The following is a 25,109-nucleotide window of genomic DNA, read 5'->3' as shown; positions in this document are numbered from 1 at the left end:
GTGGCGCAAGGCCGGCTGCATTCAGTCGCGCAGAAGGTCGTTCAGGCTGGTCTTGGAGCGCGTCTGCGCATCGACCGTCTTGACGATGATCGCGGCGTAGGTGCTGTAGTCCTGGCCCGACTTGGTCTTCTTGGGCAGGTTGCCGCTGATGACGACGCTGCCGGACGGCACGCGGCCGTAGGAGGTCTCGCCGGTTTCGCGGTTGAAGATCGGGGTGCTCTGGCCGAGGTACACGCCCATGCCGAGCACCGAGTTTTCTTCGACCACCACGCCTTCGACCACTTCGGAGCGGGCGCCGATGAAGCAGTTGTCTTCGATGATGGTCGGGCCGGCCTGCAGCGGCTCGAGCACGCCGCCGATGCCGACGCCGCCCGACAGGTGCACGTTGGCGCCGATCTGTGCGCATGAACCCACGGTGGCCCAGGTGTCGACCATGGTGCCTTCGCCCACGTAGGCGCCGATGTTCACGTACGAGGGCATCAGGATCGCGCCCTTGGCGATGAAGCTGCCGCGGCGGGCCACGGCCGGCGGCACGATGCGCACGCCCGATTCCTTCAGCTCACCGGCCGACAGGTGCGAGAACTTGGTTGGCACCTTGTCGTAGAAGCCGAGCGAGCCGGCCTGCATCTGTTCGTTGTCCTTCAGGCGGAACGACAGCAGCACGGCCTTCTTGATCCACTGGTGCACGGTCCACTTGCCCACGCTTTCGCGGGTGGCCACGCGCAGCTTGCCGTTGTTGAGCTCGGTGATCACGTGCTCGACGGCGTCGCGCACTTCGGCGGAGGCGGCGGCGGGCGAGATGTTTGCGCGGTCTTCCCACGCGGCGTCGATGATCTGTTGCAGTTGCTGTGTCATGAAGAAAGTCTCGGGTGAAAAATGGAGCAGGGAAGCGGGGCGGTCAGCGGCGGGCGTCTTTGACGAAGCGGACGATGCGCTCGGCGGCCTCGACGCATTCGGCCGTTTCGGCCACCAGCGCCATGCGGATGCGGCCTTTGCCTGGGTTCGCGGGGTTGGCGCTGTGCGCCGTGTCACGGGCCAGATAGCTCCCCGGCAAAACCGTGACATTGTATTGAGCGTAGAGCGCGCGGGCGAAGGCTTCGTCGTCGCCAGCCCACACTTCGGGCACGCCGGCCCAGAGGTAGAAACTGGCGTCGGGCAGGCGTACGTCGAGCACAGCTTCGAGCAGCGGCGTGACTGCGGCGAACTTGGCGCGGTACTTGGCGCGGTTCTCCACCACATGGGCCTCGTCGCCCCAGGCCGCGATGCTGGCGCCGGCCACGGTGCCGCTCATGGCGCTGCCGTGGTAGGTGCGGTAGAGCAGAAACTTCTTGATGATGGCCGCGTCGCCCGCCACGAAGCCGCTGCGCAGGCCGGGCACGTTGCTGCGCTTGGACAGCGAGGTGAGGGCGATCAGGTTCCTGAAATCCGGTCGGCCGAGCTTCACCGACGCTTCCAGGCCGCTGAGCGGGGGCTCGTCGCGGAAGTAGATCTCGCTGTAGCACTCGTCGGCCGCGATCACGAAGCCGTGGCGGTCGGACAGCTCGAAGAGCTTCTTCCATTCGTCCAAAGCCATCACCGCGCCCGTGGGGTTGCCCGGCGAGCAGACGAACACCAGTTGCGTGCGGGCCCAGATGGCCTCGGGCACGCTGTCCCAGTCGACGGCGAAGTTGCGCGACGGCACGCTCGGCACGTAGTAAGGCTCGGCGCCCGAGAGCAGCGCGGCGCCCTCGTAGATTTGATAGAACGGATTGGGCGACATCACCACCGGCTGCGGCGAGACGGTGGCGTCCACCACGGTTTGCGCCAGCGAGAACAACGCCTCGCGCGAGCCGTTGACCGGGAGCACCTGCGTGGCCGGATCGAGCGCAAGGCTGTAGCGGGTCTTCAGCCAGTCGGTGAAGGCGGTGCGCAGTTTCAGATCGCCGGCGGTGGCCGGGTACGCGGCCAGCGAACCGAGGCTGGCGCTCAGTGCTTCCTTGATGAAAGTCGGCGTCGCGTGCTTGGGCTCACCGATGCCCAGGCTGATGGCAGGGAATTCGGGGTTGGGCGTGACACCCGCGAACAGTTGCTTCAGCCGCTCGAAGGGATAGGGCTGCAACCTGGAAAGCAAGGGATTCATGCCCGGGATTATCGGCGACGGGGTGTGTCTTCACGGCGCCAGGGCCTCGGCGCGTCGTTTTTGGCGCCCCGTGGCCCCGGGACGGTCATCGCCTCAGCACAGCGGGTGGTTGAATTGGCCGATCATGTTGGCGAAGTTCTGGTTGTAGCGGTTCGCCGAGCTGACGATGCTGGAGCTGCGCATGTACGCCGGCAACCCGGCCATGGCGCCGGTTTCCTTGCGCTTGAACACGCCGTTCCTGATGTCCTTGACCATCGAGCGCGACTGGCCGATGAACTCGTTGATCTGCAGCATGCCGCCGCTGCAGCTCTTGCCGCTCTGGGCCGACTGCTCGGCGGTCTTCTTGCTCCAGCCCGTGGCCGAGTCGGCCACCAGCGCCAGCGACGCTTCGAACGCCGCCAATGCCTTCGGATCGTTGGGCGATTCGAACAGCGTGCGCGCATCGGCGTGGTTGAGCTTGCCGTGGTAGATGAGGCCGGCGCGGTAGTAGGCGGCGGTGTCCTTGGGCGCTTTCTCGAAGGCTTCCTTGGTCAGGGCCTGGTCGCGGGCGCTCAGGCCCTTGTCGAACGCGGCCTCGGCCTGCGCAACCGTGGTGAGCGCGGCCAGGTAGTCCTTGTTCATCTGGCGCGCCTTGTCGCCGTTGTCGGCCAGGTAGCCCTTGGAGTTGGCGTAGTCGTTCAACTCGCGGCTCAGGGGTGACAGCACCTTGAGTGCGGCCGAGAACGCCTTGGCCGATTCGTCGATTTCGGGCAGCGGCGCGTCGATGGCTACGGCTGCATCGAGCTTTTTGGCCGAACGGTCGACCAGGATGTCGTTCTGGATGCGCAGGCTGGTTAGCGGCGCCTTGGCCTGGAGCGGTGGCAGCTGGCTTTCCACGTAGCTTTCGCGCGCCTCCTGGAACGAGGTGCTCAGGCTGTTCGAGACGTCGACGTAGATGTTGTATTTTTCGACCAGCTGTTGCTCGGTGTTGCTCTTTTGGGCCTGTGCTTGTGAAGCCGCTTGCGCCGGCTTGTCTGCCTTGTCGCCGCAACCGGCCAGCAAGGCCAAGGCCGTGACAAGCGTTGCGCTCAGGATCGTCCAGTACTTCATTGATTCCTCCGTTGAAAAAACGCAGGCAAGCCTTGCTCTGCTTGCCGATAGGCCGTCGGAGCCATCAAGGCCCCGGGAAAACATCGTGGGGATGGCCGCCGTGCGAAGACGGCGGCGCTGCCGCGCTCAGGCGGCGCCGCGCCGGTAGAAGGCCAGCGAGCCGGCCAGCGCCAGCAGCATGCCGCCGCAGGCGCGGTCGATCCAGCGGGTGGCCGACACCGTCAGCAGCCGGATCGCACGGGCGCCGACGAAGGCGTAGGCCAGCATCACCGTCATGTCCAGGCCCGCGAAGATCAGCGCAATGATCAGGTACTGCGGCGCCTGTGCGGCCGAAGGATCGATGAACTGCGGCAACAACGCCGAGCAGAAGATGTAGCCCTTGGGGTTGGTCACCGCCACCAGGAATGACTTGAAGAAGATCCGGCGGCTTTCGCCCGCGGTCACCGACGCGGCGGCATCGGCGTTCGGCAGCTGGAAGCCGCCCTTGGAGCGCAGCATGCGCAGCCCCAGCCACGCCAGGTACACCGCGCCAACCCACTTCAGCGCTGCGAACCAGAATTCGGATGCCGCCAGCAACGCACCCAGGCCCAGCGCCACCGCGCCGACCAGCACGAAGTCCGACAGCACCGCGCCGAGCATGCCCGGCAGCGCGCGCCGCACGCCGTGCCGCGAGCCATTGCTGAGTGCCAGCAGCACGGTGGGGCCGGGCGTGGCGATGGCGGCGAAGGCCACGATGGCGAAGAGCAGGGCGGTGGCGAGCGTCATCGGGGCAGTCTCCTTCTTTGCTGAAGATTCAGGTCGTCAGAACTTCTTGACGAGCACCTGGCTCTTGCGGTCCCAGTTGTACTTGCGCTTGCGCGCCTCGGGCAGCCAGTCGGGGTTGACTTGCTGGAAGCCGCGCTTGAGGAACCAGTGCATGGTGCGCGTGGTGAGCACGAAGATGCTGTCCAGGCCCATGGCCTTGGCGCGGTGCTCGATGCGCTTGAGGATGCGTTCGCCGTCGCCCTGCGACTGCGATTGCGGCGACACCGTGAGCGCGGCCATCTCGGCGGTGCGCTCCTCGGGGTAGGGGTAGAGCGCCGCGCAGCCGAAGATCACGCCGTCGTGCTCGATCACGGTGTAGTGGCCGACGTCGCGTTCGATCTCGGTGCGGTCGCGCTTGACCAGCGTGCCGTCGCGCTCGAAGGGCTCGATCAACTGCAGGATGCCGCCGATGTCGTCGACCGAGGCTTCGCGCAGGCTTTCGAGTTTCTCGTCGATCACCATGGTGCCGACGCCGTCGTGCACGTACACCTCCAGCAGCAGCGAGCCGTCGAGCGCGAAGGGCAGGATGTGGTTGCGCTCCACGCCGGCCTTGCAGGCCTTGACGCAGTGCTGCAGGTAGAAGGCGGTGTCGGTGGGGCGCTGTGCGGGCGGCAGCGAGGCCAGCAGCTTTTCGGCGGCATCGAGCGGCAGTTCGGTGTCGATCGGGTTGTCCTCGCTCTCGGGCAGTTCGCTGTCCATGCGGATGCCCGGGATCTCGGTCAGGAAGATCAGCTTGTCGGCCTGGATGGAAATGGCGACGCTGGTGGCGACCTCTTCCATAGTCAGGTTGAAAGCTTCGCCGGTGGGCGAGAAGCCGAAGGGCGACATCAGCACCATCGCGCCGAAATCGAGCGTGCGGCGGATGCCGGCTGCATCGACCTTGCGCACCAGGCCCGAATGCTTGAAGTCGACGCCGTCGACCACGCCCACGGGGCGCGCAGTGATGAAGTTGCCCGAGATCACTCGCACCGTCGAGCCGGCCATTGGCGTGTTCGGCAGGCCCTGGCTGAAGGCGGCCTCGATCTCGTAGCGCAACTGGCCGGCGGCCTCTTGCGCGGAGTCGAGCGCCACCGCGTCGGTGATGCGGATGCCGTGCGAGTACTGTGCCTTGTGGCCCTTGGCGGCCAACTGCTCGTTGACCTGCGGACGGAAGCCGTGCACCAGCACGATCTTGACGCCCATGCTCTGGATCAGCGCCAGGTCTTGCGCGATGTTCTGCAGCTTGCCCGCCGCAATGGCTTCGCCCGCCAACCCGACCACGAAAGTCTTACCGCGATGCGTGTGAATGTAGGGCGCGACCGAGCGGAACCAGGGCACGAAGGTGAAATTGAAGACGGTGGACATGGGGCGTGATTGTGCATTCATGAAGTGAGATTTGCCTGACTCAGGCCAGGGCCTTGAGCACCCGGGCCGCGCCGGCCCTCGGACCCCTGGCGCGAGCCGGCACCGGGACGGCCGCCACGCGCGAACGGAAGTCCGTCAGCAGCGCCGCGTAGGCGTCGGTCGACTCGCCGGGCACGGGCGCCGGCAGGTCGAGCATGGCCGCCAGTTCGGCCGGCGCGATCGAGCCTTCGCGCATCAGCGCGTCGACCACCGCCATCAGCGCCGGCGTGTGGGCTTCGAGCAGCGCCAGCGCGCGTGCATGCGCCTGTGCCAGCAGGGCCTCGATCTCGGGGTTGGTGGCCGCCAGGTCGGTGTTGAGGTTGTCGTTCGCGTCGTTGGCGACGTCGGTGCGGCTCAGTCGCGTGCCGAAGGCGAAGTGGCGCACGTACTGCGCGGCATTCGACGTGGCCTGCATGAAGTCTTGCGAGGCGCCCGAGGTGCAGGCCTGCTCGCCGAACACCAGTTGCTCGGCGGCACGGCCAGCGAGGCTCACGCAGATGCGGTCGCGCAGGTTTTCCTTCGACCAGGTCTTGCGCTGCTCGTAGCTGTTGTAGCCACCCTCGAACGAGGCCACGTTGATCTTGATCTCCTGCGGCGCGCGGCCGAACAGCAGGCCGTAGACCACGCCATGGCCCGCCTCGTGCACGGCGAGCAGGGCGCGGAAGTCCTCGCTCGAACGTTGCTTGAGGCGGTTGAGTTCCAGGGCAATCGGAAACTGTCGTCGTGCCTTGCGGTACTTGGCCGCGATGCACGAGACGCCCGCATCCAGCGTCAGCCACACCGGCTCGCTGCCATTGGCGCCTTGCTCCAGCGCCCACAGTGCGGCGTTGACCAGCGTCGCGCTCAGGATCGCGTGGATCGACGAGAACAGCGGGCGCGTGCCCTGTGCCGGGAACACGGCGTTGGCGTAGATCTGCTCATACACGCTGGCGTCGAGCACGAAGCGCACGCCGGAGCTTTCCTGGATCTCGCCCACGTAGCGGTCGCAGATCGACAGGATCAGCCGCACGTAGGTCGCGCGGTTGAACGACGGGTAGATCACGTGGTTGTTGCCCAGCCGCGCGATCTGCTCGGGGCGGAAGCGCTCGGCCAGCGCCTTCTTGACGTCGATCATCGAGAGCTTCTTCGTGAGCGCATGGAAGATGTCGGCGTCGGTGTCGCAGTCTTCGACGCGCTGGGCCATCTCGGCATACATCTCGTCGAGGTTGCCCGAGACGAACACCAGCAGCTTGCTGTAGTCGGTTTCCCAGTTCTGCTGGCTGTCGCGGAAGGCGCGCAGGCGCGCATGCACCTCGGCGGGCTTCCAGGCCATGATCTGAAGCAGGGTTTCGGAGAGCTTCAGGCAGCGCTTCACTTCCTGCGCCTCCCAGGGCGAGAGATGCAGCTTGCGCTTCTTGAGCTTCTTCTTGTCGGCGGGACCGTCGCGGTCGTGCTCGAACTCGGCTTGCGCGAGCGACGATTCGATCTCGCCCAGCATCGACAGCGCGGGCGGCAGGCGGCCGTCGGACAGCAGGGCCCACACGTCCTGGTAGCGCTCGACCTTGGCGTCGTTGCCGTTGCCGTCCCGCGTGCGAAAGCGCTGGAACTCGTCGAGCACCAGAATGCCCGGCGTGCCCTCGGCAATGCCCGATTCGGCCAGCATGGCCGAGATCGAACCGCCGCTGTGGTAGCCCGAGCCGTGGCTGAAGCCGTCCATCTGCACTTCGATGAAGCGGTCATAGAAGCCCAGGTGCTGCGCGAGCTTGCGCACCAGTTGCGTCTTGCCGGTGCCGGTCAGGCCCCAGAGGCAGACGATGACGGGGCGGCTGATGAGCTGGGGCAGCACATACCAGGCGCGCAGCGAATCGATCACGCGATCGATGATGTCGTCGATGCCGAACAGCTCGGCCTTCAGCGCTTCGGCGACGGTCTGCAGGTGCCGGGTGCGCTCGGACAGCTCGGCATGCAGGTTGGAATGAATGTCTTTGGACATGATTTTTTTATGAAACGGACAGGTACGAAAAAGCGGCCGTTCCTTCGGGACGAAGGACACGGCAGGCAGACGCTGTGGGATTCAGTTGCGGCGCTTCTGTGCTCGAAGCGCGCACGAGGGCGCAGGCTTCAGGCCGGGCGAGGCAACTTGGCCCTTCCATGCGCGGCGGGCGCATGGCTTGCGCAGCGACTGCGCAAGGTGGTGAGGGCAAGGCGATAGGACATGGGAGGCGATCGTAGTAGCGGTTTACAGTTGAGTAAAGACTATTTACGCCACCTGTTGCAATGAAGCAGCGTGCTGTGGATGTCGTGCAACAACTGCAGTGGCCGCCGATAATCGACGGTTTGCCTGCCTGCCCCCGTGCAACCCCGGCGCGCGCGACCGACGACTGCCTTCCCTTGACGACCACGACACCCCTTCGCATCGAATTCCCCGAATCGCTCCCTGTCTCGGGCAGGCGCGACGAAATCATGGCCGCCATCCTGGCGAACCAGGTCGTGATCGTTTGCGGCGAAACCGGCTCGGGCAAGACCACGCAGTTGCCGAAGATCGCGCTGGCGCTCGGGCGCGGCAAGCTCAACGCCGAATCGGGCAAGGGCCGCTGGATCGGCCACACGCAGCCGCGCCGCATTGCCGCAAGCTCCGTGGCCAAGCGCATCGCCGAAGAACTGAAGACGCCGCTGGGCGACGTGGTCGGCTTCAAGGTGCGCTTTCAGGACCGCCTGAGCCGCGACGCCTCGGTCAAGCTGATGACCGATGGCATCCTGCTGGCCGAGACGCAGACCGATCCGCTGCTGAAGGCCTACGACACGCTCATCATCGACGAGGCGCACGAGCGCTCGCTGAACATCGACTTCCTGCTCGGCTACCTGCGCGAGATCTTGCCGCGCCGGCCTGACCTGAAGGTGATCGTGACCTCGGCGACCATCGATGCCGATCGCTTCGCGCAGCACTTCGCCTCGGCCAAGGGGCCGGCGCCGATCATCTACGTGTCGGGCCGCACTTTCCCGGTGGAGCAGCGCTACCGCCCCTTCGAGGAATCGCGCGAGCACGACATGAACGACGCGATTGCCGACGGCGTCGACGAACTCTGGCGCGATCCGCACAACGCGGGTGACATCCTCGTCTTCCTCCCCGGCGAGCGCGAGATCCGCGAGGCCGCCGACCATCTGCGCCGCCACCTGAGCCACCAGCCCCTGTTTCGCAATGCCGAAGTACTGCCGCTGTTCGCACGCCTGTCGGGCCCCGAGCAGGACCGCATCTTCGACAGCCACACGGGCCGTCGCATCGTGCTGGCCACCAACGTGGCCGAAACCTCGCTCACCGTGCCCGGCACCCGCTATGTGATCGACACCGGCACGGCGCGCGTCAAGCGCTACAGCTTCCGCAGCAAGGTCGAGCAATTGCTGGTCGAGCCGATCAGCCAGGCGGCCGCCAACCAGCGCGCCGGCCGTTGCGGCCGCGTGGCCAACGGCATCTGCATCCGGCTTTACGACGAGAAAGACTTCGACGGGCGCCCGCGTTTCACCGATCCGGAAATCCTTCGTTCCTCGCTCGCGGGCGTGATCCTGCGCATGAAGTCGCTGCGGCTTGGCGACGTCGCGCGCTTTCCCTTCCTCGAAGCGCCATCGCCGCGCGCCATTGCCGACGGCTACCAACTGCTGAACGAACTGGGCGCGGTCGACGACGCCAACGAACTCACGGCCATGGGGGGCGAGCTGGCCAAGCTGCCGCTCGATCCGCGCGTGGGCCGGATGATTCTGGAAGCCCGCACGCGCGGCGCGCTCGAAGAAGTGCTGGTGATCGCCTCCGCCCTCAGCGTGCAGGACGTGCGCGACCGGCCAATGGAAGTGCAGCAGCAGGCCGACCAGGCGCACTCGAAGTTCGACGACGAGAAGAGCGAGTTCAGCGGCTACCTGCGGTTGTGGAAATGGATCGGCGACGCGCGCGGCGGCCACGGCGATACACACAAGCTCAGCAACCGCCAGTACGAGCAGTTGCTGCGCCAGAACTTCATCAACATTCGCCGCGTGCGTGAATGGCGCGACATCCATTCGCAACTGCTCACAGTGGTGACCGAGCACAAGTGGCGCATCAACGCCGAGCCTGCCGGCTACGAACCGCTGCACCTGTCGATGCTCGCGGGCCTGCTGGGCAACGTCGGCTGGAAACTCGAAGACGATGAGGCCTATCTGGGCGCGCGTGGCATCAAGTTCTACAAGCATCCGGGTGCGCACCTGAAGAAGAAACCCGGCCGCTGGATCGTGGCAGCCGAACTGGTCGAGACCACGCGCCTTTTCGGGCGCGGCGTTGCCAACATCGAACCGCAGTGGCTGGAACAGGTGGCGGGGCATCTGCTGAAGAAGCAGTTGCTCGACCCGCACTGGGAGAAGAAAGGCGCGCAGGTCTCGGCGCTGGAGCGCGCGACGCTCTACGGCCTTGTGGTCTACAGCGGGCGCCGCGTCGATTTCACGAAGGTCGATCCGATCGCGGCGCGCGAAATCTTCATCCGCGAAGCGCTGGTCGGTGGACAGTGGGAAAGCAAGTTCCCGTTTCTCACGGCCAACCGCAAGCTGGTGCGCGAGGTCGAAGGGCTGGAGCACAAGGCGCGCCGGCAGGACGTGCTGGTTGACGACGAACTGATCTTCGCCTTCTACGACGCGCAACTGCCTGCCGATGTGGCGAGCGGCATCACCTTCGAGAACTGGTATCGCCACGCGTCGAGGGACCAGCCGCGCCTGCTGTTCCTCACGCGCGACGAGTTGATGCGCCATCAAGCGGCCGGCATCACGACGCAATCGTTTCCGGCCACGCTGCGGCTCGGCGGCGTCGATTGCGCCGCCACCTACCTGCACGAACCCGGCGACGCGAAAGACGGCCTGACGGTCAGCGTGCCGCTCTTCGTACTGAACCAGGTGAGCGAAGAGCGTTGCGAATGGCTGGTGACGGGCATGCTCAAGGACAAGATCCAGGCGCTGCTCAAGAGCTTGCCGCAGCGCCCGCGCTCGCGGCTGGTGCCGCTGCCTGAGTCGGCCTCGAAACTGGTCGAGGCCTTGTCGGTGCCCGAGCTGTTCGGCACTGGTTCGCTGACCGACGTGCTGCTCAAGCGCGTGCGCGACATGACCAGCATCGACGTGAAGCGCGCCGACTTCAAGCTCGACATGCTGCCGCCGCACATGTTCATGAACCTGCGCGTGATCGACGAGCATGGCCGCCAGCTCGGCATGGGGCGCAACCTTGGTGCGCTGAAGGCGGAGCTGGGTGCGCAGGCGCGTGGCGCGTTCCAGGCGCTGGCGGGGCTCAACGTCAAGGCGTCGTCTTCAGCGCAAAAAGTGCCCGCAACGGCCGATGGGCGGTCGCAAGCCACTGCAAAAACCGCAGCGGCCGAGCCGTCCGCCCCAGCCTTGCCCGCCGGCCAGCGCTACACGACCTGGAGCTTCGGCGAGCTGCCGGAGCTGATGGAGGTGCGCCGCGGTGCGCAGTCGCTGATCGGCTTCCCCGCACTGCGCGACGAAGGCGACGCCGTGACCATCGAGGTGTTCGACGAGCCGGCCGTAGCCGCCGCCAAGCACCGCGCCGGCCTGCGGCGCCTGTTCGCACTGCAGCTGAAGGACGCGCTCAAGTACCTCGAAAAGAACATCCCCGACCTTCAGAAGATGTCGGTGGCTTACATGCCGCTCGGCACTTCCGAAGAGCTGCGCACGCAGATCATCGACGTGGCGATCGACCGCGCGTTCTTGCTGGAGCCGCTGCCGACCGACGAGTTCGCGTTCAAGCGCCGGCTGGAGGAGGGCCGGGGACGGCTCACGCTGATTGCCAATGAAGTGGCCCGGCTCGCCTCGACCATCCTCATCGAGTACGCAGCCGCCGCGCGAAAGATCAAGGATACGAAGATCCAGCCTGAAGCCGTGCAGGATGCCGCGCAGCAACTGCAACGCCTGGTCGGCAAGCGCTTCATCGCGGATGCACCGTGGACACAGCTGCAGCACTTCGCGCGCTACCTCAAAGCCATCGTGCTGCGGCTCGACAAGCTGCGAGCCGACCCGGCGCGCGACACCGCCAAGCTGGCCGAGTTGCGTCCGCAGGAGCAGCGCTACTGGCGCCTCGTGGCCGAACGCAAGGGCGTGGTGGACGACCGCATGCTCGAGTTCCGTTGGTTGCTCGAAGAGCTGCGCGTGAGTTTCTTCGCCCAGGAACTGCGCACGCCGCAGCCAGTGAGCGTGAAGCGGCTGGACAAGGCCTGGTCCCAGTTGCAGGCATGAAAAAGCCCGCAGAGAGCGGGCTTCTTCATCAACTGGCGCGGGGCTCTATATGCGACCCATGAGCACCAGGATCACGACGATCAGCACCACGAGGCCCAAGCCACCACTGGGCCCGTAGCCCCAGTTCCGGCTGTGCCCCCAACTCGGCAATGCGCCGATCAGCATCAGGATCAGGACGATCAGCAAAATGAACGAGAGGGACATGGTTTTCTCCTGGGGCGTTTGTTGTAACGAGCCTCCATGCTCCGCGCCTCGGCGCGTGTAAAACGCGGGAGAGCCGCCCCTTCGGCGGTCAGGACTGTCCTACCGTGTCGTCGGCGCTTTGCCGGTGCCTCTGCAGGCGGGAGGTGCTTGGCAGTGACGAAGGCCCCTCAGTTCTGCAACTGCTCGACCAGCAAGGTCCCGACAGCGGACAGTACGAGGCCCCCCACCAGGAAGCCCGCGGCTTTGAGCGTGGCGCTCAACGCCTGCCGCCAGGGACGGGTGCGGAAGAAGTAGATCGGCAGCCCCAACAGCGGAAAGAGGCCGGCGACCAGCGCCGAGCGGCCGGGCGGAACGACGCCGCGTGCCAGCCCTTCGGCCCTGCACCATGTGTAGCTCAGAGCTCCGATGAAGAACGCGTGAACCGCGTCCAATGCGGTGTAGTCCTTGCCCCTCAGCAGGGGAAGGAAGGCGTCCGCCGCGCCGACAACGAAAAAGGACAGGCCCAGAACCAGCAGGATCCAACGCGGACGGTTCATCGTCATGCCGGCGTTGGGTCCGTGGGGTCGATGTCAGAGCTTGGCGAGCCGCTCGAGTGCGGCGAGCAGCGTCTCGTCTTTCTTGGCGAAGCAGAAGCGCACCACGCGCTGGTCGAAGCCGTCGCCGTAGAACGCCGACAGCGGAATCGCCGCCACGCCGATCTCGCTCGTGAGCCAGAGGCAGAAGTCGGCTTCCGAGAGATCGCTCACTGCCGAGATGTCGACGCACTGGAAGTAGCTGCCCTCGCTGCGCAACAGCTTGAAGCGCGTCTTCTCGGCCAGGCCGGCGGCGAACAGGTCGCGCTTGCGCTGGTAGAACGCCGGCAGTTCGAGGTACGGCTTTGGGTCGGCCATGTACCGCGCCAGTGCATGCTGCATCGGTGTATTGACGGTGAACACGTTGAACTGGTGCACCTTGCGGAACTCCGCCATCAGCGGCGCAGGCGCGGCCACGAAGCCGACCTTCCAGCCGGTGACGTGGTAGGTCTTGCCGAAGCTGCTCACGATGAAGCTGCGTGCCGCCAGGCCGGGGAAGCGAGCCACGCTCTCGTGCCGTGCCTGGTCGAACACCATGTGCTCGTAGACCTCGTCGGCGATGACGAACACGTCGGTCGGCGCGAGCAGCTCTTCGAGCTTGCGCATCTCGGCTTCGGTCCAGACCGTGGCGCTCGGGTTGTGCGGCGTGTTGATGATGATCGCGCGCGTGCGCGGGTTCAGGGCCGCGGCGATCTTGTCGAAGTCGGGGCGGAAGGTGCCGGGCACCAGCGGCACGCGCACCACGCGGCCGCCGGCCAGGTCGATGTTGGGCACGTAGCTGTCGTAGCAGGGCTCGAGCACGATCACTTCGTCGCCCGGCCGCACGATGGCGAGGATGGCGGTGATGATGGCCTGGGTGGCGCCGGCAGTGACGGTGATCTCGGTCGCCGCGCTGTAACTGCGACCATAGAGCGCCGAAATTTTGGCGGCGATGGCGTCGCGCAATGCCGGGATGCCGGGCATCGGCGGGTACTGGTTGTGGCCTGCGGCCATGGCGGCCGTCACGTCTTCGAGCAGCTTCGGATCGCAGTTGAAATCCGGAAAGCCCTGGCCCAGGTTGACCGCGTTCTTCTCGGCGGCCAGGGTCGACATGACCGTGAAGATGGTGGTGCCGACAGCGGGCAGCTTGGTCTCGATGGGGGGCGTGCGTGGGGAAAGCACAGTACTCATAGTTCGTAGTCTTGTTGATGGCCGCTCAGGGCTTTTGCGATCAGGTTGCGGTCGAGCCGGTCGGACAGCAGCTCGGCGAACTTGAAGACGAAGTTGCGCAGATAGGCACTGCGCTTGAAGGCGACACGCGCGATATTCTGGCCGAACACATGGCCCATCGGGCGCACCACGAGGTCGGCATTCGACTCGTCGCGCACTGCCATTTCGGCCACGATGCCCACGCCCAGGCCGAGGCGCACGTAGGTCTTGATCACGTCGGAGTCGATGGCTTCGAGCGCGATGCGCGGCGAGAGCTTCTTTTGCGCGAAGGCGTGGTCGATGCGCGTGCGGCCGGTGAACGACGGGTGGTAGGTAATGATCGGCTCGAGCGCCAGGTCTTCGAGCGAAATGCGCTCCTTGGCCGCCAGCGGATGGTCCTTGGGCAGCACCAGCACGTGCTGCCATTCGTAGCAGGGCAGCGTCACCAGCTCGGCATAGCCGTCGAGCGATTCGGTGGCAATGCCGATCTCGGCGATCTCGTCGATCACCATGCGTGCCACCTGGTCGGGCGAGCCTTGGTGCAGGCTCACGTTGACCTTGGGGTAGGCCTCGCGCAGGTTGGCCACGGGCACCGGCAGCACATAGCGCGCCTGGGTGTGGGTGGTGGCAATGGAAAGGGTGCCGCTGTCCTGTGCGCTGAACTGTTCGCCGATGCGCTTGAGGTTGCCGACCTCGCGCATGATCAGCTCGATGCTGGCAATGACATGCTGGCCGGGTTCGGTGACGCGCTTGAGGCGCTTGCCGTGGCGCGCGAAGATTTCGACGCCGAGCTCTTCCTCGAGTTCGATGATCGCCTTGGAGACGCCCGGTTGCGAGGTATGGAGCGCCTTGGCCGCCTCGGTGAGGTTCAGATTGCGGCGCACGGCCTCCTGAACAAACTTGAACTGATGCAGATTCATATCAAATTCCGTCTTATTACGGAATTCATTATGCCTTCGGAATCTATCGAAATTGCCGGATGTTCAGGATTTGATGGCAATTTTGGCCATCAGGTCGACCAGTTCGGGCTCTTCGCCCACGATGCGGGCGAGCGAAAAGTCGATGTCCGGGCGGGATTTCTGAAGCGCCTCGAGTTGCAGCGGCAGGTCTTCGCGGGCGTGCTTGCCCATGCCCAGGAACAGCGGAACCACGCGGATGGCGCGGGCGCCGCTGGCAATCAGGGCCGCCGCTGCCGTTGGCAGGTCGGGCATTGCCAGTTCCATGTAGGCGCAGGTCACGCGGGCGTCGGGCGCGTACTGGCACACGCGCGCGGCGACTGCCTCGATCGGCTCGCGCCAGCGCTCGTCGCGCGAGCCGTGCGCCAGCAGGACGATGCCCAGCACCGATCCGGAGGCGGTCATCTTCGCAAGACCAGCCAGCTGAAGGCTGTCAACGACATCACCGAATAAATCATCCCCGGCGCGGCCGCCGTCAGCCATGGCGACCAGTTGCTGAGGTTGCCCAGATAACCGAACACGTTGTTCAGCAGGAAGAAGCTGATGCCGATCATCACGCCGCCGAACACATAGGTGGTGATGCCGGCCTGGCGAAAGTGCAGGTAGGCGAAGGGCAGGGCAAGCACCACCATCACCAGACACGAGAGCGGATAGAACACCTTGCGCCAGAACTCGATTTCGTAGCGCTGCGCGGTCTGCCCGTTGGCGTCGAGGTGGCGGATGTAGTCGAACAGGTCGATGGTGCTCATGCGGTCCGGCCGCAGCAACGCGACCGACACCATTTCGGCGGTCAGCGAGGTGGGCCAGTCCATCTGCGGGATCTTGGTGGTGGTGATGCGGGCCGTGTCGGTCTTGCCGCGCGTGTCGTAGTCCTGTTGCTCGACGTCGGACAGCAGCCAGTGCCCGTCGTTGATGCGCGCGGTACTGGCGGACAGTTGCTTGCTCACATAACCGTTCTGGTCGAATTCAAAAATGCGTGCGTTCCGCAGTTCGCCATTGCGGGAAATCGCCAGCACGTTGACGGCATAGGACACATCGCCGCGCTTCTCCTTGAGCCAGGCGCCGGTGTTGCCGACGAACGAGTAGGTTCCCTGATAGCGCGACTTGATCAACTGGGCCGTGCGGCCGGAGATCGGCGCCACGTAGTCGCCGATGGCGAAAGTCAGGATGACGAAGCCCATGCCCAGGAGGAGCAGCGTGCGCAGCGCACGCCAGGGGCCCAGGCCACTGGTGCGCAAGATGGTGTATTCCGAACTCTGCGCCAGCCGCGCCATCACGAAGATACAGCCGATCAGCACGGTGATCGGCAACAACTCATAGAGGTGGTTCGGAATCATCAACGTGACATAGATGAGCGCCTGCACTGGCCCATAAGCCAGGCTTTCCGGCCTGCCGACCGATTGCAACTCGTCGACGAAGTCGAAGAAGAAGAACAGGCTCAGGAAGCCGAGCGTCACGAAGGCCACCGCCTTCAGTGCCTCGACGTAGATCAGTCGTCGGATGGTTTTCACGAAGTGGGGTCGATCTTTGAAGGCGAAAGCGTCTGCAGCGAGGCCGCGCCCTGGGCGGCGCTGAGCGTCTTCTTTCGGCTCCAGTTGTTGTTGCGCAAGGTCAGCCATGCGATGGCGACGAGGAACACGCCGCCGTGCAGAAGGAACATGAACGAGCCGAGGCCATAGCGGCCGGAGCTGACCCAGCTCTGCCCGAGGTTGAGCATGTTGTAGTAAAGAATGAACGCGAAGAGCGCCAGCACCAGGTTGCCGCTGCGGCCCACGCGCGGGTTGCCGCTCGAGACGGTCAGAGCCAGCAAGACGAAGTTGACGGCGGCCAGCAGCATGCCGATGCGCCAGCCCAGTTCGCCGAGGTTGGCGCTGCTGGGGTCGCGAAGGAGGGCGAGGGTGTTCAGGGCGCGTGGCGGGGTCGTGTCGCCGGTGAGTCCGGAATCGCCGCCGGACCGGGTGCCGTAGGACTTGAACTCGCTGATCTTGAGTCCTTCGGTCGGCATGAAGGGGCGCTCCAGCCGCTGACCGTTTTCCAGAATCAGGTAGCGGGAGTTGCCGATGGTGTCGATGTGGCCGCTGCGCGCAGACGTGGTCACTTGTTTGAGGGTTTCCATCGACCAGATGAAAACGTTCGTGGCCATGGCGTCACCGGGCGTTTCCTTGTCGACGAAGAAGACGCGGATGCGCCCGGCCGACTCGCGGAACTCGCCGGGCGAGACGCGCTCGATGTCGCTGCGCTGCTCGTACTGCTGGCGCATGCCGATGGTCTGCGAATTGGCCCAGGGCCAGCCGATCAGCGCCATTGCGGTGATCAGCAGCAGCACGGGCCAGGAAAAGCGGAACAGCGGCTTGACGAAGTCCACGAGCCCGCGGCCGCTGGAAAACCAGATGACCATTTCGCTGTCGCGATACATGCGCGAGAGCGTGCCGACAATGGCGATGAACAGGCTCAGGCTCAGGATGGTCGGCATGTAGCCGAGCACCGTGTAGGCCATCACGAGGAACACCTCCTGCGGATTCACACTGCCCTTGGACGCGAGCCCGAGGGTACGGATGAGCATCATGGTCATCACGATGGTGACCAGAACCACGAGGGTCGCTCCGAAGCTGCGTGACAGCTCCTTGCGTAGGGAAGAATGGAATAACATCGTTCGAGGAAAAAAAGGATTATGGACTTTCAACTCAAGACCCTCACCGTCGCCCAGGCCGCAGCCGAGAAATCCGATGTCCTGATCGTGCTCGTCGGCAGCGCTGCCCTCACCACCAAGGACCCGCTTTCCGTGTTGGCCGCCAGCGCCCGCAAGGCCGGCGACCTGCCTGACAAGGCCGGCAAGTTGCTCACGCTGTACCGCCCCGACGACGTCGTGGCGTCGCGCGTTGTGCTCGCGGCCATCAGCGACGGCAAACCCGCGTCGGTCCGCAGCGGCGTGACCGCGGCGGTCACTGCGGCCAAGGCCCATGGGCCGAAGCGGGTGGTCGTGGTGTTCGCGCAGGCAGCGGACGGTGCCTCGGTGGCCTGCGCCGTCGCGGCTGCGGCCGATGCCAGCTATGTCTACACCACCACCAAGTCCAAAGCCGAGCCGCGCAGCATTCGGCACCTGACTGTCGGCGTGGCCGATGCTTCAAGCGTGAGCGACACCTTCAACGAGGCTCGCGCCACCGTGCTGGGCATCGAGTTGGCCAAGGAATGGGGCAACCGTCCCGCCAACCATGCCACGCCCACGCTGCTGGGCGCCGCCGCCAAGGACCTTGCCAAGCTGCCCCGTATCAAGTGCGAGGTGCTGGGCCCGAAGGAAGTCGAGAAGCTCGGCATGGGCTCGTTTGCTGCCGTGGCACAAGGCTCGGCCGAGCCGCTGCGCTTCATCGTGCTGCGCTACCAAGGCGCATCGAAAGACCTGGCGCCCGTCGTGTTGGTCGGCAAGGGCATCACCTTCGACACCGGCGGCGTGTCGCTCAAGCCCGCGGCCGAGATGGACGAGATGAAGTTCGACATGTGCGGTGCCGCGAGCGTGCTCGGCACCTTCCGCGCGCTGGGCGAAATCCAGCCCGCCATCAATGTCGTCGGCCTCATTCCCTCGTGCGAAAACATGAACGACGGCCGCGCGGTCAAGCCGGGCGACGTGGTGACCAGCATGAGCGGGCAGACCATCGAGGTGCTCAACACCGATGCGGAAGGCCGCCTCGTCCTGTGCGATGCGCTGACCTACGCGAAGCGCTTCGACCCGGCTGCCGTGATCGACATTGCCACGCTGACCGGCGCCTGCGTGGTGGCGCTCGGCGGCGTGCGCAGCGGCCTTTTCTCGAGCGACGAGACGCTGGCTGCCGCGCTCGAGGCGGCCGGCGAGGCGTCGCAAGACCGTTGCTGGCGCCTGCCGCTGGACGATGACTACGCCGAAGGCCTCAAGAGCAACTTCGCCGACGTGGCCAACATCGCGGGCCGTGCCGGCGGCGCCATCACCGCGGCCAAGTTCCTGCAGCGGTTTGCCGGCGACTTTGCCTGGGCGCATCTGGACATCGCCGGCACCGCATGGAAGAGCGGCGCGGCCAAGGGTTCGACCGGCCGTCCGGTGGGCCTGCTGGTGTCCTACCTGACGAGCCGCGCGCGCAGCGGCGCAGCCGACAAGGCCGCGAAGACCGTGCGCAAGGCATCGCCCAAGGCTGTGGAAGCTCCGGCTCGAAAGGCCCGGTCCGCGAAGTGACGGAAATCGGTTTTCACTACAACGCGCCCGACAAGCTGAACTACGCCTGCCGGCTGGTTCGCAAGGCCGTGAATGCGCGCGGGCTGCGCGTGGTGGTCGTGGGCGACCCGCAGATGCTGGACGCGGTGGATGCCGCGCTCTGGCAACTGTCGCCGGTGGACTTCGTTGCGCACTGCCGTGGCGATGCGCCGGCCCATGTGGTCGCCCGCTCGCCCGTCGTTCTTTCCGCGGATGGCGCCGATGCGGCGTTGCTGCCGCACCGCGAGATGCTGGTGAACCTCGGGCTCGAAGTGCCCGCTGGTTTCGAGCGCTACGAGCGGCTCATCGACATCGTGAGCGACGAATCCAACGACCGGCAGGTCGGCCGATCGCGTTGGCGCCACTACGCCGACCGCGGCTACACCATCCAGCCGCACGACTTCGCAAAGAGTTCCTGACATGGCCAGCACGCTGCGCACTCCGCCACGGTTCGTTCCCACCCTGACCACGGTGCTCGAGATGCCGGCGGAGCTCGCCGCGGCCGAGGCGCCGCATGGGGCGTCCACCGCGCCGACGCCCCAGCCCGATCCGGCGAGCGCTGTGGCCTTGCCCCCGACGGCACAGCTTTCGCAGGCGGAAATCGTCAGCCTCGAAGAGCAGCTTTTGCATCGTGTGCTGCAGCGCGTCGACCTGTCTCTGGAAGAGCGTTTAAGCGACACGGTGTCAGCTGCCATTCAGCATCAACTCGATGCAATGGTGCCGCGTTTGCGTAATGAAATCGAAGCTGTCCTGCGTGCTTTGGTGATCGAGGCGATGGCCGCCGAACTCTCCGAAAACACAGGGTCTACGCCAGCTTCCAGCGCGTAAATCCTCGGCTAAACTGCGCCGCAGGTCGGAAGGGCGTGAGGGTGCCACTGGTCTGCGGCGCGAAACTTGCGAGGTCTGCGCGCCCGGATCAAACGACCGGTTTTTATTCTTTTCATCCAAGTTCTGGAGGTTCCCATGCAATTGAAATGGACTGCGGTCGCACTGGCTGCAATCACGCTTGTGGCTTGCGGCAAGAAAGAAGAAGCTGCTGCACCCGCGGCAACGCCGGCGCCCACGGCTGCGGCTCCCGCACCTGCAGCACCTGCCGGAGACACCTTGGTCGTCAAGATCGGTCACGTGGCACCTACCAGCGGTCCCATCGCCCACTTGGGCAAGGACAACGAGTTCGGCGCCAAGATGGCCATCGAAGACCTGAATGCAAAGGGCCTCAAGATCGGTGACAAGGTTGCCAAGTTCGAACTGGTCGCCGAAGACGATGCAGGCGATCCGAAGCAAGGCACGGCAGTTGCCCAGAAGCTCGTGGACGAAAAGGTCAACGGCGTGGTCGGTCACCTGAACTCGGGCACCACCATCCCCGCCTCGAAGCTGTACAGCGACGCTGGCATTCCGCAGATCTCGCCCTCGGCAACCAACCCCAAGTACACGCGTCAAGGCTTCAAGACCACGTTCCGCGTGGTGGCCGACGACACGCAACTCGGTGGCACGCTGGGCAAGTACGCCGTCGAAACGCTCAAGGGCAAGAACATTGCCGTGATCGACGACCGCACGGCCTACGGTCAAGGCGTTGCCGAAGAATTCGAGAAGTCGGCCAAGGCTGCTGGCGCCACCATCGTGGGCCACGAATTCACCACCGACAAGTCGACCGACTTCAACGCCATCCTGACCAAGCTCAAGGCCACCAAGCCCGACGTTCTGTTCTTCGGCGGCATGGACGCTGTCGGCGGCCCGATGCTCAAGCAGGTCAAGCAACTCGGCCTGAACGTCAAGTTCATGGGCGGCGACGGCCTGTGCACCGGCGAACTGCCGAAGCTGGCTGGCGATGCCATCGGCGAAGACATGGTGGTCTGCGCCGAAGCCGGTGGTGTCGACGGTGACTTCAAGCAACCGCTGGAAGACTTCAAGGCTCGCTTCAAGACCAAGAACGGCGTCGACGTGCAGATCTATGCACCGTACGTCTACGACGCGGTCAATGTGCTGGCCCAGGCAATGGTCGCCGCAGGTTCTTCCGACCCGGCAAAGTACCTGCCCGAAGTCGGCAAGATCTCGTACAAGGGCGTGACCGGCCCGATCGCCTTCGACGAAAAGGGCGACATCAAGAATGGTGCACTGACGCTGTACACCTACAAGGGCGGCGTGCGTACGCAGATCGCCGTGGTGCGCTGATCGCATTGGCAACTGCGCGGCTCTGGCCGCTAAAGAGAAAAGGGCCTTCGGGCCCTTTTTTTTATGGCTGTTTTTGAACGGCCTCAGAGCATGGCGAGGCCTGAAGGGCGATCGGTGTTGCAGTACTCGATGAAGGCGTCGAGGTCGCGTGACTTGTCGAAGACTGCATCGGCACCCAGTGCCTCGCAGCGTGCGCGGATGTCCACTGTCACGTAGTTGCTCAGCACCACGACACGCTGGCCCGGCTTGCGCGTCTTGCGCCCGGCCAGCACGCCGAGGCCGGAGCCTTCTTTCAGGAAGAGGTCGACGATCAGCAATTGCCAATCGTCAGGGTGAGCAGCCAGCCAGGCAAGCGCATCCGACTCGGTCTCGGCAAAGCCGACCACATGGCCATTGACCAGGTCCTCGAGTGCCGGGACCAGGTTGTCCCTGATGGTCTTGTTGTCCTCGACGAGGAACGTGATGAGGGCCATGCCGTGGTTTCGCTTTGAGAACCAATAGCGTAGCTTGCCTGGCGCTGCCTCAGCGTAGGAGAAGGGAGACGGACCGAAGGTTCGGAGGGTGATCCGCAGGTCAGCCCGTGCCCTCGGCGCGGATCTTGGCCTTGAGCTTTTCGGCCAGCGCCTGGCTTTCGTCGCGCTCGGCTGTCACTTCAAGCCGCTTCTCGATTTCTTCGCTCAAGGCCGCATTGACCTCGGCCAGTTTCTTGGCCGACTTGGCCAGTTTTTCCTCGAGCTGGCTCGTGTGTTCGATCGCCTGCGCCACTTCGCCGACCTGCACTTCGTCCGGCAACTCCTGTTCGAGCACCGTGCTCACCACGGCGAGGTTGTCCGATGCCCGTTGGACGTCGGCGGCTACCTGTTCGCTTTTGGCGAGGGTCTTGTCGAGCGATGTCGTGCCACGCGGCGAGGTTTCGGGTTGTCCAGCCATCGAGGCTCCTTTGCAGGCTTGAAAGTAAAACCTTTGGATCGTACGCCAGACGAAAGAGCCCGCGCGCGTGATCCCCAGTTGTTGCAAAGCAACGCGCCGTCTTGCAGGTCAGGCAACAAAAAAGCCCAAGTGCTTGTGGCGACTTGGGCTTCTTGCTATCTGCATGTTCGCGAACGGTTACGAACAATCAATCTCTGGCGGAGCAGGCGTCCCCAGAATTTCGGTCCAAGGAAATCCGATGGAATCCATAAGTTATTGATTTAAAAAGATATTGTCCTGAGGCCAGTCCAGCCAAGTCTGGTCGAATCCCATGACGGCCGGTGTTTTATGTGGGCACAATGTGGGACAGAAAATTTGACAAACTCTCCCCGTGCCCAAGATCGCTCCAGAACTCTCAGCCCGCGCTGTGGCGGCCCTCAAGGCCGAAGGTCGCCACGCAGTCGGCGGCGCCCCAGGCCTGCATCTGCGGATTGCCAACGGTCATCGCGGCTGGGTGCTGCGCGTCGTGGTCGGCGAACAGCGCCGTGACTTGGGCCTGGGCCCGTTTCCAGAAATCGGCCTTGCAGAGGCCCGCCAAAAAGCGAGGGAGATGCATCAGTTGGTCCGACAGGGCATCGACCCGCTGGTCACCAAGCGGGCCCTTCGCAGCGCACTGAACGCCAGGCAAGCCACCGAAAAGAAGTTTGACTGGTGCGTCACTGAATTCATCCGGTCCAAGTCGGACGAATGGAAGAACGCAAAACACCGACAGCAGTGGGAAAACACCCTCAAGACGTACGCCACGCCACACATCGGGCACTTGCTGGTGCAGGACATCGATCTTCAACACGTCTTGCTTTGCCTAGAGCCGATCTGGAAAACGAAGAACGAGACCGCCTCTCGCTTGCGCGGGCGCATCGAATCAGTTCTTGACTGGGCTTCGGTCTGCAAGTACCGCACGGGTGAGAATCCGGCGCGCTGGAAGGGCCACCTGGACAAGGTGCTGGCGGCGCCGATGAAGATCCAGAAGGTGCAGCATCATCCTGCGGTGTTGATCGACGATATGCCCTCGTTCATCTTGGCCCTGCGCCAACGTGTCGGTCTGGCCGCCCGTGCGTTGGAGTTCACCATCTTGACGGCGGCGCGTTCTGGCGAGACGCGCGGTGCCACTTGGGGGGAAATCGACACCGACGCGCGCATCTGGACGATTCCAGGGCCTCGCATGAAGGCTAAGCGCGAGCATCGGGTGCCGCTATGCAATGCGGCGATCGAGCTTTTGCAAAAGTTGCCAAGGACTAAGGACACCGACTTGGTCTTTCCTGGGGCCGAGGGCCGACCTTTGTCAGACATGAGCCTGACGGCCGTGATGCGCCGCATGGAAGTCGAAGCCGTGCCGCACGGTTTTCGCTCAACCTTCCGCGATTGGGCAGGTGACCGAACAGACTTTCCGCGCGATCTTGCAGAATTTGCCTTGGCTCATGCCATTGAGAGCAAGACCGAGGAAGCCTATCGGCGCGGCGATGCGCTGGAACGCCGTCGCGTCATGATGACTGCCTGGTCGACGTTCATCGGCTACCCTCGCACTGTTACCGCATTCGATCCGACAGAGCACGGCGCGCATCACAACAGCGAGGCGCTGTCGGAGACATCACCTACCCAGCACATCATTTCTTCTCATGAATGAGCGCGAAGTACCCGAACCTGAGGTCAGCTTGCCTGCCGTGTCAGGAAGCCGATCACCCAAGCGCTGCATCGTGATCCTGCCGCAGGCGGATTTCATCACCTGCATGGAGCTAGCCCATCAGATCGCTGATGCCGTTGACCCTTGGCGTTCCAATGGCCGAAGCGGCTACCCTGCGCTACGAGCGGCCTGGTCGGATGCCATCACCAGTGATTCGCGCTATCCGAGGTCGCAACAAGCGCGGCTGCTCATCCAGCGTCTGCGGTGGTATCGAGGCGCCCCTTATTCCAATCGATGGGATCCTTCGATGGTGAGTCTCAAGGAAGGTGACCCCCACCTGGCTCGATGGCTTGAGGAGGTCGAGCACCGTTTGAACGATCTGCAAAAGTGGGTGGAAAGAGGCGAGATATCGATCTTCGGGAGTGACTGGGTCAAGTACTCACGGGCGGGACACGACACCTATATGAAGCGCCGGGACGCAGCGCGGTATTGCCTTGAGTCCGGCTTTGAAGTAGCGCCCCCGCATGCAACGACGAATGGCGCGACCAGCGCCCCGTCGGTACAGGAGTTCAGGGTGCCTTCGGTTGCAGAGCAGCCGCAAGAGCCAAAGGAGCCACCGCCCCGCAGGGGAGATGCAGGTTCGGCGCCACGAAAGCAAAGCGCGGCGCAGCCTGACATTCCGGCCAGTGCTCCAGTGGGCGCGATGCTGCGCCCCAAGCAGGTCATGGCGCGTACAGGCTTGGCGAGGTCGACGTTCTATGAGCGTCAGAACCCCAAGGGCCGGTACTTCGATCCCACTTTTCCGCAGGCTCGATCGCTGGGTGAGGGCTCGGTGGGCTATCTGGAAACAGAGATCGACCGATGGGTTGCCGCTCGGCCCACGGCAAGGCGATAGCAGCGATATTCAGCGGCTAGCTATGGCGCGCTGGCACCCGCACGTTGACCAGCGAGAGAGCGCTCTTGAGCGTGCTGGTTAGCACCTCATCGGCGCGGCTCGGCGTTGCACGTCCGCTCGGGTGGCAGTGCACCAGCAGGAGCGCGGAACTGTTCCTGGACAGCGCATCCCTGACCACCTCGCGCGGATACATCGACGTTTGGCTCACCGTCCCCCGGAACATCTCAACGTAGTGGCGGGATTTCGCAACGAGAACAAAGCATTTCTTTTGGGAGGCAGCGGTGATTGGAAAGATAAATCGAATGTGTGTAGTGGCCTTCGCCACCGCGCTTGCGGGCAGTGGTCATGCAGGGATCTATGTCCCACCGAATGAAGGGCCATGGGCTGAAGTCACATTCACCAACTCTGCTGACTATGGGACGGACTTCGTCATCTATCAAGAGGCAGAGCAGTGCAAGGGGCCGCGATACGTGCAATCCCCCAAGGATCAATCGCGGACAACTAGAGTCAGGGCGGGTGCCCCAACGGCGTTTGCTGTCGGCTCTCCGTACACGCTCGGTTGCTTCATCAGCTTTCGTCTGACACCTGAGGGTGGGCGTCATTACCTTTTTGACTATTCAAAGACTGTTGTTTTCGATGGCGCCTTTTTTATACGCGCAAACTGCTCACTTTCCGTTCGACTGA

General features: G+C 64.4%; 22 protein-coding genes and 1 pseudogene. 7 read left to right on the top strand and 16 right to left on the bottom strand.

Annotated features, from left to right (window positions below; translation table 11 throughout):
* Positions 1-21: 21 nt before the first annotated feature.
* From dapD to H7F35_RS31725, 6 genes are all read right to left on the bottom strand, one after another.
* Positions 22-855, bottom strand: a complete 834-nt coding sequence (gene dapD / locus H7F35_RS31750) for a 2,3,4,5-tetrahydropyridine-2,6-dicarboxylate N-succinyltransferase (RefSeq protein WP_187110459.1) — start codon at positions 853-855, stop codon at positions 22-24.
* 43 nt (positions 856-898) lie between these two features.
* Positions 899-2,119, bottom strand: a complete 1,221-nt coding sequence (gene dapC / locus H7F35_RS31745) for a succinyldiaminopimelate transaminase (protein ID WP_187110458.1) — start codon at positions 2,117-2,119, stop codon at positions 899-901.
* A 93-nt stretch (positions 2,120-2,212) separates the two neighbouring features.
* A complete protein-coding gene (locus tag H7F35_RS31740; protein WP_187110457.1) occupies positions 2,213-3,208 on the bottom strand; it encodes a DUF3829 domain-containing protein in 996 nt (331 codons plus the stop codon).
* 126 nt (positions 3,209-3,334) lie between these two features.
* Positions 3,335-3,973, bottom strand: coding sequence for a LysE family translocator (locus tag H7F35_RS31735; protein WP_187110456.1), 639 nt, complete (start codon positions 3,971-3,973; stop codon positions 3,335-3,337).
* A gap of 36 nt (positions 3,974-4,009) precedes the next feature.
* Entirely contained in the window at positions 4,010-5,356 is a 1,347-nt protein-coding gene (gene argA, locus H7F35_RS31730; protein WP_187110455.1) for an amino-acid N-acetyltransferase, read from the bottom strand.
* 40 nt (positions 5,357-5,396) lie between these two features.
* Positions 5,397-7,367 carry an AAA family ATPase gene (locus H7F35_RS31725; RefSeq protein ID WP_187110454.1) on the bottom strand — a complete coding sequence of 657 codons (1,971 nt, stop codon included), beginning with the start codon at positions 7,365-7,367 and terminating at the stop codon, positions 5,397-5,399.
* A gap of 284 nt (positions 7,368-7,651) precedes the next feature.
* Between H7F35_RS31725 and hrpA the strand changes: the two genes are divergently transcribed.
* Positions 7,652-11,629, top strand: coding sequence for an ATP-dependent RNA helicase HrpA (hrpA, locus tag H7F35_RS31720; protein WP_410010745.1), 3,978 nt, complete (start codon positions 7,652-7,654; stop codon positions 11,627-11,629).
* Positions 11,630-11,674: 45 nt separating this feature from the next.
* Here hrpA and H7F35_RS31715 read toward each other — a convergent pair whose 3' ends face one another.
* The 7 genes from H7F35_RS31715 to lptF form a co-directional block, all read right to left on the bottom strand.
* On the bottom strand, positions 11,675-11,833 hold the full coding sequence (locus H7F35_RS31715) for a DUF3309 family protein (protein ID WP_187110452.1): 159 nt from the start codon (positions 11,831-11,833) through the stop codon (positions 11,675-11,677).
* Positions 11,834-12,000: 167 nt separating this feature from the next.
* The gene (locus H7F35_RS31710; RefSeq protein ID WP_187110451.1) at positions 12,001-12,375 is read right to left on the bottom strand and encodes a rard protein; all 375 of its coding nucleotides are present in this window, start codon (positions 12,373-12,375) and stop codon (positions 12,001-12,003) included.
* Positions 12,376-12,402: 27 nt separating this feature from the next.
* Positions 12,403-13,575 (bottom strand): pyridoxal phosphate-dependent aminotransferase, encoded by a 1,173-nt coding sequence (locus H7F35_RS31705; RefSeq protein ID WP_187110450.1) that lies wholly within the window; start codon positions 13,573-13,575, stop codon positions 12,403-12,405.
* Entirely contained in the window at positions 13,572-14,513 is a 942-nt protein-coding gene (locus H7F35_RS31700) for a CysB family HTH-type transcriptional regulator (RefSeq protein WP_187110449.1), read from the bottom strand. The genes H7F35_RS31705 and H7F35_RS31700 overlap by 4 nt, the downstream gene beginning before the upstream one ends.
* A 63-nt stretch (positions 14,514-14,576) precedes the next feature.
* Positions 14,577-14,954, bottom strand: a complete 378-nt coding sequence (locus H7F35_RS31695; protein ID WP_187110448.1) for a sirohydrochlorin chelatase — start codon at positions 14,952-14,954, stop codon at positions 14,577-14,579.
* Entirely contained in the window at positions 14,951-16,060 is a 1,110-nt protein-coding gene (gene lptG, locus H7F35_RS31690) for an LPS export ABC transporter permease LptG (protein WP_187110447.1), read from the bottom strand. The genes H7F35_RS31695 and lptG overlap by 4 nt, the downstream gene beginning before the upstream one ends.
* Positions 16,057-17,199, bottom strand: a complete 1,143-nt coding sequence (gene lptF / locus H7F35_RS31685) for an LPS export ABC transporter permease LptF (protein WP_187110446.1) — start codon at positions 17,197-17,199, stop codon at positions 16,057-16,059. The genes lptG and lptF overlap by 4 nt, the downstream gene beginning before the upstream one ends.
* Positions 17,200-17,220: 21 nt before the next feature.
* On the opposite strand from lptF, the gene H7F35_RS31680 reads away from it, so the two are divergent.
* The 4 genes from H7F35_RS31680 to H7F35_RS31665 all read left to right on the top strand — a co-directional run bounded on the left by H7F35_RS31680 (position 17,221) and on the right by H7F35_RS31665 (position 20,940).
* A complete protein-coding gene (locus H7F35_RS31680; protein ID WP_187110445.1) occupies positions 17,221-18,750 on the top strand; it encodes a leucyl aminopeptidase in 1,530 nt (509 codons plus the stop codon).
* The gene (locus H7F35_RS31675) at positions 18,747-19,187 is read left to right on the top strand and encodes a DNA polymerase III subunit chi (RefSeq protein WP_187110444.1); all 441 of its coding nucleotides are present in this window, start codon (positions 18,747-18,749) and stop codon (positions 19,185-19,187) included. Before H7F35_RS31680 ends, H7F35_RS31675 begins: the two co-directional genes overlap by 4 nt.
* Position 19,188: 1 nt before the next feature.
* The gene (locus H7F35_RS31670) at positions 19,189-19,596 is read left to right on the top strand and encodes a hypothetical protein (RefSeq protein ID WP_187110443.1); all 408 of its coding nucleotides are present in this window, start codon (positions 19,189-19,191) and stop codon (positions 19,594-19,596) included.
* Positions 19,597-19,731: 135 nt separating this feature from the next.
* On the top strand, positions 19,732-20,940 hold the full coding sequence (locus tag H7F35_RS31665; protein WP_187110442.1) for a branched-chain amino acid ABC transporter substrate-binding protein: 1,209 nt from the start codon (positions 19,732-19,734) through the stop codon (positions 20,938-20,940).
* An 83-nt stretch (positions 20,941-21,023) separates the two neighbouring features.
* Here the strand turns inward: H7F35_RS31665 and H7F35_RS31660 are convergent, their stop codons facing one another.
* Both H7F35_RS31660 and H7F35_RS31655 read right to left on the bottom strand, forming a co-directional pair.
* Complete coding sequence (locus H7F35_RS31660; protein ID WP_187110441.1) at positions 21,024-21,413, bottom strand: response regulator; 390 nt, start codon at positions 21,411-21,413, stop codon at positions 21,024-21,026.
* A 100-nt stretch (positions 21,414-21,513) separates the two neighbouring features.
* On the bottom strand, positions 21,514-21,870 hold the full coding sequence (locus tag H7F35_RS31655; RefSeq protein ID WP_187110440.1) for a hypothetical protein: 357 nt from the start codon (positions 21,868-21,870) through the stop codon (positions 21,514-21,516).
* A 370-nt stretch (positions 21,871-22,240) separates the two neighbouring features.
* On the opposite strand from H7F35_RS31655, the gene H7F35_RS31650 reads away from it, so the two are divergent.
* Together H7F35_RS31650 and H7F35_RS34955 are read left to right on the top strand one after the other, a co-directional pair.
* Complete coding sequence (locus H7F35_RS31650; RefSeq protein ID WP_187110439.1) at positions 22,241-23,533, top strand: tyrosine-type recombinase/integrase; 1,293 nt, start codon at positions 22,241-22,243, stop codon at positions 23,531-23,533.
* Positions 23,526-24,425, top strand: a complete 900-nt coding sequence (locus tag H7F35_RS34955; protein ID WP_261803435.1) for a helix-turn-helix transcriptional regulator — start codon at positions 23,526-23,528, stop codon at positions 24,423-24,425. The genes H7F35_RS31650 and H7F35_RS34955 overlap by 8 nt, the downstream gene beginning before the upstream one ends.
* A gap of 16 nt (positions 24,426-24,441) precedes the next feature.
* Here the strand turns inward: H7F35_RS34955 and H7F35_RS31640 are convergent.
* Positions 24,442-24,651 (bottom strand): annotated as a pseudogene (locus tag H7F35_RS31640) (JAB domain-containing protein); the annotation flags it as partial.
* Between the last annotated feature and the right edge of the window lie 458 nt (positions 24,652-25,109).

Origin of the sequence: Variovorax sp. PAMC26660, assembly GCF_014302995.1 — a bacterium.
Lineage (GTDB): Bacteria > Pseudomonadota > Gammaproteobacteria > Burkholderiales > Burkholderiaceae_C > Variovorax.
The sequence above is the reverse complement of the archived record's forward strand: the minus strand, read 5'-3'. Positions and strand labels throughout refer to the sequence as shown.